The sequence below is a fragment of the Ferrovibrio sp. MS7 genome (assembly GCF_038404985.1).
Taxonomy (GTDB): domain Bacteria; phylum Pseudomonadota; class Alphaproteobacteria; order Ferrovibrionales; family Ferrovibrionaceae; genus Ferrovibrio; species Ferrovibrio plantarum.
The window spans coordinates 1,343,745-1,357,413 of sequence record NZ_JBBKBA010000001.1 but is presented as its reverse complement, the minus strand read 5'-3'; the positions used below and the strand labels follow the sequence as shown (position 1 = coordinate 1,357,413).

At 63.3% G+C, this 13,669-nt stretch carries 13 protein-coding genes; 2 read left to right on the top strand and 11 right to left on the bottom strand.

Annotated features, from left to right (window positions below; all coding sequences use genetic code 11):
* The first annotated feature begins 141 nt into the window (after positions 1–141).
* The gene (locus V6B08_RS06440; protein ID WP_341978932.1) at positions 142–837 is read left to right on the top strand and encodes a DUF1194 domain-containing protein; all 696 of its coding nucleotides are present in this window, start codon (positions 142–144) and stop codon (positions 835–837) included.
* On the opposite strand, the gene V6B08_RS06435 is transcribed toward V6B08_RS06440, so the two are convergent.
* The gene (locus V6B08_RS06435; RefSeq protein WP_341978931.1) at positions 824–1,636 is read right to left on the bottom strand and encodes an aspartate dehydrogenase; all 813 of its coding nucleotides are present in this window, start codon (positions 1,634–1,636) and stop codon (positions 824–826) included. The genes V6B08_RS06440 and V6B08_RS06435 overlap by 14 nt on opposite strands.
* A 33-nt stretch (positions 1,637–1,669) precedes the next feature.
* Positions 1,670–4,081, bottom strand: coding sequence for a thiamine pyrophosphate-binding protein (locus V6B08_RS06430; RefSeq protein ID WP_341978930.1), 2,412 nt, complete (start codon positions 4,079–4,081; stop codon positions 1,670–1,672).
* A 126-nt stretch (positions 4,082–4,207) separates the two neighbouring features.
* On the opposite strand from V6B08_RS06430, the gene V6B08_RS06425 reads away from it, so the two are divergent.
* Complete coding sequence (locus V6B08_RS06425) at positions 4,208–4,687, top strand: Lrp/AsnC family transcriptional regulator (protein ID WP_341978929.1); 480 nt, start codon at positions 4,208–4,210, stop codon at positions 4,685–4,687.
* A 13-nt stretch (positions 4,688–4,700) separates the two neighbouring features.
* On the opposite strand, the gene V6B08_RS06420 is transcribed toward V6B08_RS06425, so the two are convergent.
* From V6B08_RS06420 to V6B08_RS06380, 9 genes are all read right to left on the bottom strand, one after another.
* Positions 4,701–5,687: a TauD/TfdA family dioxygenase gene (locus V6B08_RS06420; RefSeq protein ID WP_341978928.1), complete on the bottom strand. Its 987-nt coding sequence runs from the start codon at positions 5,685–5,687 to the stop codon at positions 4,701–4,703.
* A gap of 62 nt (positions 5,688–5,749) precedes the next feature.
* Positions 5,750–7,183 (bottom strand): enolase-like domain-containing protein, encoded by a 1,434-nt coding sequence (locus V6B08_RS06415; protein WP_341978927.1) that lies wholly within the window; start codon positions 7,181–7,183, stop codon positions 5,750–5,752.
* Positions 7,180–8,010, bottom strand: a complete 831-nt coding sequence (locus V6B08_RS06410; RefSeq protein WP_341978926.1) for a sugar phosphate isomerase/epimerase family protein — start codon at positions 8,008–8,010, stop codon at positions 7,180–7,182. The genes V6B08_RS06415 and V6B08_RS06410 overlap by 4 nt, the downstream gene beginning before the upstream one ends.
* 18 nt (positions 8,011–8,028) lie before the next feature.
* Positions 8,029–8,805 carry an ABC transporter ATP-binding protein gene (locus V6B08_RS06405; protein ID WP_341978925.1) on the bottom strand — a complete coding sequence of 259 codons (777 nt, stop codon included), beginning with the start codon at positions 8,803–8,805 and terminating at the stop codon, positions 8,029–8,031.
* Positions 8,806–8,846: 41 nt separating this feature from the next.
* Positions 8,847–9,860 (bottom strand): ABC transporter substrate-binding protein, encoded by a 1,014-nt coding sequence (locus tag V6B08_RS06400; RefSeq protein WP_341978924.1) that lies wholly within the window; start codon positions 9,858–9,860, stop codon positions 8,847–8,849.
* A 39-nt stretch (positions 9,861–9,899) separates the two neighbouring features.
* Positions 9,900–10,673, bottom strand: coding sequence for an ABC transporter permease (locus tag V6B08_RS06395; RefSeq protein WP_341978923.1), 774 nt, complete (start codon positions 10,671–10,673; stop codon positions 9,900–9,902).
* Entirely contained in the window at positions 10,670–11,767 is a 1,098-nt protein-coding gene (locus tag V6B08_RS06390) for a dihydrodipicolinate synthase family protein (RefSeq protein WP_341978922.1), read from the bottom strand. The genes V6B08_RS06395 and V6B08_RS06390 overlap by 4 nt, the downstream gene beginning before the upstream one ends.
* Positions 11,768–11,778: 11 nt before the next feature.
* Positions 11,779–12,624, bottom strand: a complete 846-nt coding sequence (locus V6B08_RS06385; RefSeq protein ID WP_341978921.1) for a GNAT family N-acetyltransferase — start codon at positions 12,622–12,624, stop codon at positions 11,779–11,781.
* The gene (locus V6B08_RS06380) at positions 12,611–13,669 is read right to left on the bottom strand and encodes an NAD-dependent epimerase/dehydratase family protein (protein WP_341978920.1); all 1,059 of its coding nucleotides are present in this window, start codon (positions 13,667–13,669) and stop codon (positions 12,611–12,613) included. The genes V6B08_RS06385 and V6B08_RS06380 overlap by 14 nt, the downstream gene beginning before the upstream one ends.

The window sequence follows — 13,669 nt, the reverse complement described above, 5'->3', positions numbered from 1 at the left end:
CGATGCACCCAATATATTATTAGAATGGATACAATAAAGCCAGCGCCCGGTCCGAGACCTGTCCTGCCTCGGAAATTGCTGGCGCGGGCCCCGCTTGTCGCGGCAGGATGGCGCTACCTTAAGCCAGCAACCGGGCCCGGCATGACATTGAACCGCCGCCACCTGTTCACCACCCTCGCCGCTTTCGCTGCATGGCCGGCTCAGGCGCAGGTCTTGGCCCAGGAAACACAGGTGGATCTGGGACTGGTGCTGGCGGTGGATTGTTCCGGCAGCGTGCAGGCCGAGCATTACGAATTGCAGCAGCGCGGCTATGCCGATGCCTTCCGCCACCGCCGGGTGATCGATGCCATCCTGGGCGGGCTGCATGGCGGCATTGCCTGCACCTATTTCCAATGGTCCGGCCCCGCCTACCATAACCACACCATTCCCTGGACCATGCTGCGCAGCCGCGCCGATATCCTGGCTTTCGCCCAGTTGCTCGGCGATGCCCCGCGCACCATTTTCGGCGGCGGCACCGCGCCGGCAGAAGCCATCGATTTCGGCGCCGCGCTGTTCGAGCGCATGCCGGCAAAGGTCTTGCGCCGCGTGATCGATATTTCCGGCGATGGCCGCAGCAACCGCGGCCGGCCGCCAGCCATGGCGCGCGACGCGGCAGTGGCCAAGGGCGTAACCATCAACGGCCTGCCGATCCTGCATATGGAAGCCGATATCGACGAGTATTACGAAAAGAATGTGATCGGCGGTCCCGGCAGCTTCATGATTCCGGCGCGCGACTATGCTTCCTTTGGCGATGCCGTGCGGCGCAAGCTGATCCTGGAGATTTCTAGCCGAAACTGAGCCAGCCGGCACGGTTCTTCAGTGCCGACAGCACGCTCATGCCGGTGATGGCCGAAGTTTTCGGGTTGGCCTGCGAAGCACGGCCGGAAACGATCACTGTGAGCTGTGAGTGCCGGCTTTCGGCATCGATGCGTCCGGTATTGCCGCTGGCTGCCGGATCGGCCACCAGTTCCACCCGGGTCTCGGCGAAGCCAAGGCCGGCCAACGCCACCGTGGCGGCGAGATTGGCGTTCTTCGGATAGAGCAAAGCCGCCTGATCCGCCGGGCCGGAAAAGATCACGCGGCGCTCCAGCAGATTGTCGAGATCGAAATCGGCTTCCGCCGGCGTACCCTTCCAGGCCTGCGGCGGCTTGATCGAGGTATAGGTGACGCGCAGCAAGCCGTCCTGCCGCATCGCCAGCAAGCCGTCCAGGCCGGCAGTCGCTCCCACCGGGATTACCAGGCGGCCATTGCCCTGCTGCGCCAAGTCGAAAATCCGCTCGCGGCAGCCGGCATCAGCCAGAGCACCGGTGGAAATGACATGCAATTCGGCGCCGGCACGCAGAACCGCTTCGGCATAGTCCCGCACCGCCCCCTGCCCCGCCGCCTCGATGACGATATCGAGCTGGCCACCGAGGAAGGCCTCCACCGTGTCGGCGATCAGGACATGCGGCCCGGCAGCCCAGCGCGCCGCTTCGCGCTGCTGTGGCCGCACCAGCAAGGCCGCGAGGCTATAGCCCAGCGGCGGCTCTGCCGCCCAGGCTTGCAGGATGCTTTGGCCGATACCGCCAAAGCCGATCAGGCCGACGCGTTGGGTCATCGGCCCGGAGTCTAGACGCTTCCGGCGGTGCCTTCAAACCACCGCCTTCAGATAGCGCATGGGCCGCCCGGGATTGAGCGCCGCAGCGGCGGCAATGATCGCCTGGGCATCGAGGCCATAATGCCGGAACAGGTCCTGGATGGTACCGGTCTGGCCGAAATGCTCGACTCCGAGGGCGCGCTGGCGATGCCCGGCGACGGCGCCAAGCCAGCCGAGGCCGGCCGGATGACCGTCCTGCACCGAAACGATACCGCAATGATGCGGCAATGTGGCGAACAGGCGCTCGATATGCGAGCGGGCATGCAGCAGGCCGCGTTCGCGTGCCCGCTGTGCCGCGCTCCAGCCGGCATTGAGCCGGTCCGCCGAGGTGACGGCGAGCAAGGCAACATCGCGGCGGTCTTCCGCCATCATGCCGACGGCCTCGATGGCCTCCGGCGCCATCACGCCGCTATAGGCCACCACGATCTCGGTATTCGGGCCTGGCGGGCGCAGCCAATAGGCGCCATCGATGATGCTGCGTGCCAGCTCTTCATCCATGGCGCGCGATGGCTGCTCGATGCTACGGGTGCTGAGCCGCAGATAGACCGAGCCGCCGGTCTCATCGCGCAACCAGCTCTGCTCATCCGGTTCGCCATCACCATCGCGTTGCAGATAGTCGAAGGCAAAGCGCAGGATCACCGCCAGTTCATCGGCATAAGCCGGCTCGAAAGTGGCAAGGCCATCCTGCGCCATGCCAATCAGCGGCGTGGCGATGGACTGATGCGCGCCGCCTTCCGGCGCCAGCGCCAGACCCGACGGCGTGGCCACGACGATGAAGCGCGCATCCTGGTAGCAGGCATAATTCAGCGCATCCAGGCCGCGGCAGATGAACGGATCATAGAGTGTGCCGATCGGCAGCAGGCGCTCGCCGAAAGTGGAATGCGACAAACCCAAAGCTGAGAGCATGGTGAACAGATTCATCTCGGCGATGCCCAGTTCCATATGCTGGCCGCGCGGCGAGAAATCCCAAGTGAAGGTGGAAGGGATGCGCTCCTTCTTGAACAGATCGGCCATGGCTTGCTTGGCGAATAAGCCGCGGCGATTGACCCAGGCGCCGAGATTGGTCGAGACCGTGACATCGGGCGACGTGGTGACGATACGCTCGGCCAAGGCCGCATCGCTGCGCCCCAGTTCATTGAGGATCAGGCCGAAGGCCTGCTGCGTCGACATCTCAGGCTGGCGCGGCAGGGGCAACACCGCCGGCACCGGTATCCGCGCGGCCTGACGGCGGCGCTGCTCTATGCCCTGGCGGAAGGGCACCGCCTGTAGAAATGCTTCAATATCGGCAGGCGCCGCATCCATGCCGGCATATTTGCTCCATTCCTCACCGGGAGGCACCTGCATCGCCTCGCGGAAGCCCTCCACCTGAGGCGGCGTCAACAGGCCGGCATGGTTATCCTTATGCCCCGCCAAAGGCAGCCCGAAGCCTTTGATCGTGTAGGCGATGAACACCACTGGCCGGTCATGGTCGATACGCCCGAAGGCATCCAGCAGACTGGGCAGATCGTGGCCGGCAAGATTGGTCATCAGCCGCGCCAGTTCGGCGTCGCTGCGACGCTCGATCAACACGGTCACCGCTCCCTGGTCGCCGATATCATCCAGCAGCCGCTTGCGCCAGGCGGCACCGCCCTGGAAGGTGAGCGCGGAATAAAGCTGGTTCGGGCATTGGTCGATCCAGGCGCGCAGGCTTTCGCCGCCCGGCTCCTTGAAAGCCGCTTCCAGCAGCGAACCGTATTTCAGCACTACCACATCCCAACCGAAGGCGCCGAATAACGCCTCGAAACGGGCATAGAGGCCTTCGCGGATCACCGCATCCAGGCTCTGGCGGTTATAGTCGATGATCCACCAGGTGTTGCGCAGGCCATGTTTCCAGCCCTCAAGCAAAGCCTCGTGGATATTGCCTTCATCCATTTCGGCGTCGCCGAGCAGGGCGATCATGCGGCCTTCCGGCCAATCCTGCGCCCAGCCATGCGCCTTCACGTAATCCTGCGCCAGGCTGGAAAACAGCGTCTGCGCCACACCCATGCCCACTGATCCGGTGGAAAAATCGACCTCGGGAATATCCTTGGTGCGCGAGGGGTAGGATTGCGCTCCCTTGTAGCCTCGGAAATTCTGCAACCGCTCCAGGTTCTGGCGGCCGAACAGATACTGGATGGCATGGAAGATCGGGCTGGCATGGGGCTTCACCGCCACCCGGTCCTGTGGCCGCAGCACATGGAAATACAGCGCCGTCATGATGGTGGCGAGCGAGGCGCTGGAAGCCTGATGGCCGCCGACCTTGAGGCCGTCTGCCTTTTCGCGCAGATGATTGGCGTTGTGTACCATCCAGGTGGCCAGCCACAGCACCTTGCGCTCAAGCTGCGCCAGCATGGCAATCAGGGCAGGATCCTGGGGCGATATCGGCATGGCACGGACCTCGGGCGGAAGAATGATCCAACCAATTTAGTGCCGCGAATGCAGCATTGCTTTGCAAAGAGCTGCACCGGAGCTTATCTTTATGCATGATCCTTCTAAAATATTATGGAATTTAGCATGAATTTACCCCAATTTTCCCTGGATCAGATCGACCGGCGCATCTTGAAGCAGCTGCAGGACAATGCCCGCCTCTCCAGCAGCGAGCTGGCGGCAGAGGTCGGCATTTCCGCCTCACCCTGCTGGCGGCGGGTACGGGCCATGGAGGAAGCCGGCGTGATCGCGCGCTATGTCACGCTGCTGAACCCGGAGGCACTCGGCCTGTCGATCAGCATCTTCACCAATGTGACCCTGGACAAGCAGATCGAGCCGGCGCTGGAAGCTTTCCAGAAAGCCGTGCGCAAGCGGCCGGAGGTGATGGAATGCTACCTGATGACCGGCGATTTCGATTATCTGCTGCGCGTGGTGGTGAGCGACCTCGGGGCCTATGAGCGTTTCCTGCTCGACCACCTCACCCGCATCCCCGGCGTCGCCAGCATCAAATCCAGCTTCGCGCTGAAGCAGGTGAAATACACCACGGCGCTGCCTATCAATACCTAGTGGCGATTAATCCCTAGACCGCCTCATAGGGCACGGTGAGCTGCGTGCCCGGCACGATGATGCCGCCGCGCGCCCCAGGCTCGACGCTGCCATAGCGTTGGGCGAAGAAAGCCGGCAGCGGGCGGGCATTGGCCGGGGCCAGCCACAGCCGCAGCAGATGCCGGCGCTTCTCAGGCTCAGCCCAATCCTCGAAGGCTGTGCGGTCATGAAGCAGGGTGTGGTTATGCACCAGTTGCACATCGCCGGGCCGCAGCCGCATATGGAAATTCAGCGCCGGGTCATTGGCGAGCGCATCGAACAGGTCCAGCGCCTCCACCTGGGCGGCGGTGAGCGGCGGCACATCGGCGAAACGGCGGGCCGATTCGATATATTGCCGCTGGTAGATGGCATTGAGATGGCCCTCATGCCAGCTATAGACCGGAATGGTGAAATACGGCTTCTCGCCTACCGGCACCTCGCCGCGCCGGTCGGTCTCGACCGGCTCGAATAGCAGGGCGGCAAGATCAGGCCGGCGACGGCGCATCTCGTTGAAGATGGTGACCGAACTGACCAGCGCGGAATCGCCGCCCTGGCGCGCTTCCTGCAGGCAGAGCAGCCCGACAATGTCGCAGGAATCGGTATGGAAGGTCTGGCGCTCATGGGTCTGGTAGATGCGCACATTGGGGTCGTCGCTGGACAGGCCCATATCCTTCACATGGCCGAGCAGATGCCCCTTGGCATTCTGCGACCGCGCCGAGCCGATATGACTGCCAAGTCCGAGGAAGGCGATGGCGGCGCTGCGCTGATCCCAGCGTTGCACTGGCAAGCCGCGCAGCAGCGCGAAACCACGGCCATGCAGAACCTCGTCGCGGATTTCCGCCAGGCGCGGCCCCAATGTCGGTAACGGGAAATCCGCGGCGGTCAGATGCGCCGGATCGGCCTGCAGGCCAGCCAAGGCGGCATCGATCTCGGCGATCTCGGCCGATGTGAAGTGCCCGAGCCAGTCGGGCTGGCGCAGCATATCCGGCCCATACCACGCGGATGGGCCACCGATCTCAGATGGCAGTTCCCTCATCCCCGCAGCTAAGCAGGGACAGGCATGGCCGTCAATTGCGTGAAGTCCGGCACCGGCACATGGCCGAAGCCGACGCAATCCAGCGAACCGAGCTGCAACATGCCGTGCTCGATGCGCAGCCGCACCTTGCCGTGATGGCGGTGATAAAGATCCGAGTGCGCCTTCAGGAAGGCATCGGCTTCGCTGGCCGGACGCTCGCAGAAGCCATCGACGAAGTGATGGCCATTGCGCTCGACATGGGTGAGGCCGATATAGTTGACCAGGGCCAGATCCTGCTGCAGCGACACGCCGGCATGGACAGTGAGGTCTTCCGCCGACATGAAATAGCGCCGGCCAGTGCCTTCAGCATTCCACTTTTCGCAGCGGGCACGGTTGATGATCGACTTGTAGAACCCCTTGCAAGCCTTCGACGACACACCGTCATAGCCCAGCGCGCGGGCACGCGGGAAGGAATCGATCTCGCCATCCGACTCGTCGATGATCAGCGGCTTGGCCTTGGTGAAAGGCTCCACCGAGGTGGAAAGTGCCATCTGGCGGGCAATCGGCTGTTCAACAAACAGCGTCGATTGCGCCAGGCGCTGCAATGCCGGTGTTGCCTCGATGGCATGCCACAATTCCAGCGCCGCTTCGGCGGTGGCATACTGCTCGTTGCCGTCGATGGTGGCGAAATACGGCTCAGCCATGCGGTCGAGCACGCTGGCGATCTTGCTCAGGCGCTCGATATCGGCCTTCAGATCACCGCCAACCTTGAGCTTGAAATATCGCTGGCCATAAGTTGCGGCCACTTCTTCCAGGGTTTCCGGCAAACCGTCATTGACGCGATCTTCCGGCTTCTGGTCCGCCGCCACCAGGGGATCAACCATGCCAACGGTATGACGGGCAGCCATACTGGCCGCGGGCTTCAGGCCGCTCAGGAATTTGGCGAAATCGAAGCCGGCCATGTCCGGGATGATGGCATGCGGATGCATGCCGGGCAGGTTGGACTGCATCGCGGCATAGAAACTGATGCCTTGCAGCCGGCAGACGGCATCGAGAATGGCACGGTCGAGCAAGGCCGGACCATAGCTCGCCACCAGCGGCAGCAGCCCCTTGGCGCCACAGGCCGCGACATGCTCGGCATAGTGATCGGCAAAGAAGCCGAACGGCGTGCGCGGCTTCGAAGCCATGTAGAGATCGCCGGCCATGGCGAGCGAACGGCGCAACTGATCGGCGGCCTGCTGGTCGCTCAGTTCCGGCCGCTTATCGAACCATTTGCCGCCGATGGATTCCGATGAATAGCCCCAGCCTTCACGGCCATCGGCCAGCCGCACAAGCAGGCGCACTACCGATTGCCGCCCCCCGGTGGAGGTAATGTTGCCGAAGCGGAAGGTCATGCGGTTGTTGTAGGCGCGCTCGAACGGCTCGACGGCCAGAACGGTGAGCAAAGGCGATTGGCTGGTCATGGCGTTGCCTCGATCAATCCCTGCAGGTAGCCGATGGTGCGGGCGGCACAGGTGGCACCATCCGGCACATAGTCGAAAGGTTCAGCGGCGATCCAGCCGCGATAGTCCAGCCGCTTCAGCGCGGCAAATAACGGTGCGAAGGGATCGCTGCCCTGGCCAGGACCGCGCTTGTTGCGGTCATTCACCTGGATATGCGCCACCATGCCGGTCGGCAGCCAATGCTCGGCCAGCTTGTCCAGCGGCTCGGCTTCCATCTGCACCGAGGCACTGCAATCGATCATGGTGCGCAAGGCCGGGTTCTTGACCTGGCGCAGGATAGCCGCGGCTTCATCCAGCGTATTGATGTAGTTGGCGCCCGGTGCCGCCAGCGGCTCGATGCAATAGATCACGCCGGCACGCTCGGCATGTTCGGCGATGGCAGCGAAAATCTCCCCGGCATGGCCGCGTGCGGCATCGGTATTGCCCTCAGGCAACCGGCGCTGCGCCGGCGAACCATGCACCAGCACATCGCCACCGAGCGCAGCGCAGAGATCGACCAGATGGTGCATCACATCGCGGGTGCGATGACGCACACTTAGGTCATCCGAGGTGATCGACAGGCCCGCCGGCTTCACCAGCAGCCAATGCAGGCCGGAAATCCGCAAGCCGGCATCCTCGGCAATGCGGCGAATTTCGCCAACCCGCTGGGCCTGCAGCTTGTGCGGCTCGTCGCCCAGGGTGAAAGGCGCCACTTCCAGGCCCTGATAGCCAAGCACCGCAGCCAACCGGCATTGCGCGGCAAAGTCGCGGCCCTCGGCGATCACCTCATTGCACAAGGAAAGCTTCATCGAGCTTGTTTCACAGCCTCAAGCCTTGCGCCCGGTGAGCTTCTCGAAAATATCCAGCGAAAGCTGGCCGGCTTCCGCCGTCGCCCGTACCTGCACCGTGCGCGGGCGCGGCAGGCGGATCGGCTTGATTTCCGCGATGCGGCCTGGGCGAGCCGACATCACCACAACCCGGTCGGCCATGAACACGGCCTCCTGGATCGAGTGGGTGACAAAGATGATGGTCTTGCGCTGCTCTGAGCTTTCGCCCCAGACGCGCAGCAATTCCAGGTTCATGTCGTCGCGCGTCATGGCGTCGAGCGCGCCGAAGGGCTCATCCATCAGCAGCAAGGGCGGATCGAGCAGCAAGGCGCGGCAAAGCGAGGCGCGCTGCTGCATGCCGCCGGACAATTCGTTCGGTCGTTTCTGCGCAAAATCCTGCAGCCCAGTGAGGCGCAGCAATTCATAGGCGCGTTCCCGATACTTGCTCGGATCGAGACCGGCCAGTTCCGCCGGCAGCAGCACGTTGTCAAGGATGGTGCGCCAGCGCAGCAGCACCGCTGCCTGGAATACCATGCCGACCGCCGCAATCGGCTTGGTCACCTCGGCACCGTTCACCTTCACCGAACCGCGCGTCGCCGGACGCAGGCCGGCAATGATGCGCAGCAAGGTGGATTTGCCACAGCCGCTGGGGCCAACCAAGGCAATGAATTCGCCACGCCGGACGCTGAGCGAGATATCGCTCAGCGCCTCGACGGGGCCGCTTTCCGCCTGATAAATCATGCCAACCCGGTCGAGTTGGATCACTTCATCGTTCAACGTACGACCTCCTATCGAACCGGTTCAGGCGGAATACGGCTTCACTTGAAGCTGTCCGGCATGGACACCTTGGTGAGGAACTCGTTGGTGTAGACCTGATCGCAGGCCACCGTCTTGCTGAGGCCCATATAGGTGTTCACCAGGTCGACCGAACCACACATCTTCTTCGGGTCCATCCAGCCGATACCATTCTGACGGTAGCGGTCGGTGTTCATCAGGCTGAGGCCGAGCATGGTGTTGGCCTTGATATAGGCCACATCGATTTCCGGCACGCGCTTCTTGAAGATGGCAATAGCCGCATCCGGATCGGCCATCACGTCACGCCAGCCCATGTAGGAAGCCTCGAGAAACGCCTTCAGCGCTTTCGGGCGATCCTTCATGGTCTTTTCGCTGGCCATGATCGACATCGAATACATATCGAAGCCAAAATCCGCCCAGGGCATCAGCACCGCCTTGCCGGGGCCGCCCATTGCCTTGTCATAGTTCGGCTGGCCAGTGAGATAATCGGCTACGGCATCGACGCGCTTCTCGCTTACCGCCGCCACCTTGGCGGTTGGCTCGATATTGACCCAGGTCACCTTGTCGATATCGACGCCATGCAGCTTGGCGAAAGCCGGCCAGACTTGGCGCTGGCTGTCGCCCGGCGGCGCCGCGATGGTGCGGCCTTCCAGATCCTTGGGCTTGCGGATCGGGGTATCCTGGCGGCTGAACACGTTCAGCGGCGTCTTGTCGAAAATCATGCCGACGGTCTTGATCTTGGCACCACGCGACACGGCGGAGATCACCACGGCGGCATCGGCAAGGCCGGCATCGGCGCGATTGGTATCCACCTTGGCGATGGAGTCGCCGGAACCCTTGGAATTCTCCAGCGTCACATCGAGGCCGGCCTTGGCGTAGTAGCCTTTGTCCAGCGCGACCCAGTAGGCGGTGTGGTCTCCGACCGGGAACCAGTTCAGGGCAAAGAGGAATTTTTCCTGTGCCTGGGCAGCGGACGCACCCGCAAGCGCGAGCGAAGCCGTCACCAAGGCGCCAAACAAGGTCTTACTCCGTTTCATCGCTACCCTCCTGTTGCAGTGTTTGTTGGTTGCTGTGTTTTACTGATTGTCACCATTATCGGCCCAGGGCGTGAGGATGCGGGTAAGCATCGCCACAATCCCGAAGACCGCGAAACCCATGAGCGAAATCCAGAACAATGCAGCGAAAGCCACCGAGGTATTCATGCTGCTCTGGGTCGCAATGATCACATAGCCAAGACCGCGCTGCGACGCGACGAATTCACCGACGATAGCGCCGACCACCGCCGAGGTAGCGGTGATCTTCAGCGCGCTGAGGATGAAGGGATAGGCGTTCGGAATGCGGATCTTGACGAACACTTTCCATTTCGGTGCACTGAACACGCGGCCCAGGTCGAGCAGGTCTCGGTCGATCTGGGTCAGGCCAACGGCGGTGTTGATCACCACCGGGAAGAAACCGATCAACGCGCCGATCAGCATGTTGGGCAGGATACCGTAACCCATCCAGATCAGGAAAAGCGGCGCCACCGCCACTTTCGGGAGCGTGTTGACGAAAACCAGGAACGGCATCAGGGCGCGCGAGATCATGGTCGACCAGGCGATCATGGTGCCGAGCAGCACGCCGGTCGCCGCCGCAATGGTGAAAGCACCGAAGATTTCCAGCGCCGTGACCCAGATGTGGCGGCTCCAGGGAATCTGGTTGCCGGTAAGCGCGGCATAAACCGATTGCGGCGAAGGCAGCAGGTATTCACGTACGCCACCCACCGTCACCGCCAATTGCCAGGCAATCAGCAGCACGACGAACAGCGACAGCGCCGGCAGGCGTTCGACAACCCATTTCACTGCCTTCATCATGCCGCGAGTTCCTTCAGTGCCTGGTTGCTGTCGCCTGCCAGCCAGCGCTGCAGGTTGGCGGCGACGAATGCGTCATCGGTGAGATGCGGATAGGATTGCGCCACGCGGGTCAATTCTTCGGCCTGGCCCGGGCTCAAACCCTCGTTCGGATCCAGGCACCAGATGCCACGCATCAAGCCCTGGCGGCGCAGGATTTCATGGCAGCCGGCGATGCAGCCATGGAAGGCGTGGGCCACATCGAACAACGCCGAATTGCAATCCGTCACCTGGGCATCCAGCGCCAGCAATTCGGCGCTCACCGCCGGCTTGGCGGCTTCCGCCTGGCAGCGCGCCAGAAGCTGCACCGCGGCGCGCACCCACACCGACCAATGGCCGAGCAGGCCGCCCTTGATCCGCACCGTTACCGGCTTGCCATCGCGGATCAGCGTATAGGGCGTCACCAGATCGGCGACGATATGGTCATCGTTGCCGGTATAGAGCGTGACCCGATCCTCGGCCTTGGCCGCCACCACACCCCGGATCACATCCAGCGTCGCATAGCGGTTGAACGGCGACATTTTGATCGCCACGACATTTTCGATAGCAGCGAAACGGCGCCAGAAATCGAACGACAGCCGGATGCCGCCCACCGAAGGCTGCAGATAGAAACCGACCAGCGGGATTTCCTTCGCCACCGCCGCGCAATGTTCGATCAGTTCGTCCTCGCTGGCGCCTTTCATGGCGGCAAGGCTGAGCAAACCGGCATGGTAATCAAGCCCACGGGCGATGGCGGCTTCACGGCAGGCCTGTTCGGTACGGCCGGCAAGGCCGCCGACGCGCACCAGCGGCCGCGAGGTCCAGGCGGCGGCGGTCTCGGCGGCGAGTTTCAGCACCGGCTCGTAGAGGCCAACCTCGCGGATGGCAAATTGCGTGGTATGCACGCCCACCGCCAGACCGCCGGAACCGGCATCAACGTAATAACGCGTCAACGCGCTCATCCGCTTGGGGTCAAACCGGCGCTGTTCATCCAGGGCCAGCGGATGCGCCGGGATCACCGTGCCCTGGCGCAGCAGGTTCAGCACCGGCGCCGGGATATCGCTCCAATGTAGTGCCATCGCTCTACTCCTTAACCCAGTTCCGGCCCGGCAGCGGCAAAGGACCGCGCCATGTCACCGAAAGATTCGATCTTGCCACGCACCATGCGCTCGAAGCCGCGCTGGCGGCGAAAACCGAGCTCTTCCAGATGCGCGGCGAAAGCCGCCTGATCGTCATAGGCATCGATGAAGACCGGGCCATGGATACGGGCCAGCATGGCATCCAGCAGCGCCGTGGCGGCCTCTGCCTGTGGCGCTGCCACCGGCCCGATCTGCGTCGCAACGCGGCCTTCGCGCGACAACGCAAAGCCATCGCGCGATGGCAGACCCAAGGCCACGGCCTTCGGGCGGCACAGCAGATCGGCCAGCACGAAATCGCGCTTGGCGCCGAATACGGCCTCGTCCAGCGGCACGATCCAGGCAAGATCCTGTTCCGCCAGTGCCGGCTGCAGCGTGGCAGCGGAGATCGCCTGCCCGGGATGCTGCCAGCGGGTGATGCGCCGCACGGTCTCGAAACCCAGCGGGCGGTAGACTTCGGCACCGGCAGCGGTAGCATCCAGCACGGCCACGCAGCCGCGCTGCTCCAGCCAAGCCAGGCAATCGGATACCAGCTTGCTCGCCAGGCCACGGCGGCGATGGCTCGCAGTCACCAGCACCATGCTGATCCAGGCCAATCGTGCACCAAAGGGCAAGGCCAAGGCAGAGGCAACCAACGCACCATCATCGCCGGCTTCGACACCAATGGCATGGCCATGCTCGATCATCAGCAGCCAATCGGGCGCGACCTGGTTCCAGCCGGCCTCCGCCGACAAGGCCAGCGCCCCCGGCAGATGCCAGGGCTGCATCTTCATGCTGCCGATCGCCTCAGTATTCGCCATCCCGGTTCTCAAACTTGGTCGGCTTGTTCAGGCTCTGGCCGTTGCCGGCAACCCAGTCGGCCACCCAATCCAGCATCACCTTGATCGACACCAGCGGATAACCGAACAGCCGCATCGCCTCGGCGGCATTGTTCAACCAAGCGGTCTTGGCCGGTTCGCCGGTGAAGGTGACCGGCTTGCCCAGACGCTGCGCCAGTTCGGTGGCGAGCCACTTCACGGACAGGGTTTCCGGACCACTGACATTGATCGGCGTGGTCGGCGCCGTGGCATGGGCCAGGGCGCGCAGCGAATAGCGGTTGGAATCGCCCTGCCAGATCACGTTGACATGGCCCGTAGTCAGATCGACCGGCTTGCCGTCGCGGATTTTCACCGCCAGGTCATGCAGCACGCCATAGCGCAGGTCGATTGCGTAGTTGAGGCGGATCAAACGGCCCGGCGTGCCATGCTGGGCAGAGAAATACTGGAACAAGCGCTCGCGGCCGACGCAGGAATTGGCATACTCGCCCGGCGGATTGAGCGGCGTCTGCTCGGTGGCGCCAATCTCGTCGATGCCGACAAAGGGATAGACGCAGCCGGTGGAGAAAGCGACGATCCGCGCATCGGTAAAGGTCTCGGCCACCATGCCGGGCAGATAAGTGTTCATCGCCCAGGTGCGCGGCTGGTCGCCGCCCGCGCCGAACTTCATGCCGGCCATGAACACGATATTCTTCACCTTCGGCAGGGCTTCGAGGGCCGCGCGGTCGGTGAGATCGCACTGGATCGTCTCGATACCCCAGCCTTCGAGTTGCTGGCGCAGGCCGGCTTCGCTGAACCGCGCCACGCCGATCACGCGCTTGTCGGGCGCCGCACGCTTGGCCATATGGGCCAGCGACGGCCCCATCTTGCCGCCGACACCGAGCACCATGATGTCGCCATCCAGGCTCTGCAACTCGCGCTGCAGAATGATATCCGGGCGCGACAGAATTTCTTCCAAGGCCTCGGTATCGGCGATGCGGCCAGGCAAAGCCTCGGTCGCCTGCATGTCGGATTTGCGTTCCTGCTTCAT

Coding starts and splice junctions, on each gene's coding strand:
- V6B08_RS06440 (WP_341978932.1), top strand. CDS start 142: ATGACATTGAACCGCCGCCACCTGTTCACCACCCTCGCCGCTTTCGCT.
- V6B08_RS06435 (WP_341978931.1), bottom strand. CDS start 1,636: ATGACCCAACGCGTCGGCCTGATCGGCTTTGGCGGTATCGGCCAAAGC.
- V6B08_RS06430 (WP_341978930.1), bottom strand. CDS start 4,081: ATGCCGATATCGCCCCAGGATCCTGCCCTGATTGCCATGCTGGCGCAG.
- V6B08_RS06425 (WP_341978929.1), top strand. CDS start 4,208: ATGAATTTACCCCAATTTTCCCTGGATCAGATCGACCGGCGCATCTTG.
- V6B08_RS06420 (WP_341978928.1), bottom strand. CDS start 5,687: ATGCTGCGCCAGCCCGACTGGCTCGGGCACTTCACATCGGCCGAGATC.
- V6B08_RS06415 (WP_341978927.1), bottom strand. CDS start 7,183: ATGACCAGCCAATCGCCTTTGCTCACCGTTCTGGCCGTCGAGCCGTTC.
- V6B08_RS06410 (WP_341978926.1), bottom strand. CDS start 8,010: ATGAAGCTTTCCTTGTGCAATGAGGTGATCGCCGAGGGCCGCGACTTT.
- V6B08_RS06400 (WP_341978924.1), bottom strand. CDS start 9,860: ATGAAACGGAGTAAGACCTTGTTTGGCGCCTTGGTGACGGCTTCGCTC.
- V6B08_RS06395 (WP_341978923.1), bottom strand. CDS start 10,673: ATGATGAAGGCAGTGAAATGGGTTGTCGAACGCCTGCCGGCGCTGTCG.
- V6B08_RS06390 (WP_341978922.1), bottom strand. CDS start 11,767: ATGGCACTACATTGGAGCGATATCCCGGCGCCGGTGCTGAACCTGCTG.
- V6B08_RS06385 (WP_341978921.1), bottom strand. CDS start 12,624: ATGGCGAATACTGAGGCGATCGGCAGCATGAAGATGCAGCCCTGGCAT.
- V6B08_RS06380 (WP_341978920.1), bottom strand. CDS start 13,669: ATGAAGCAGGAACGCAAATCCGACATGCAGGCGACCGAGGCTTTGCCT.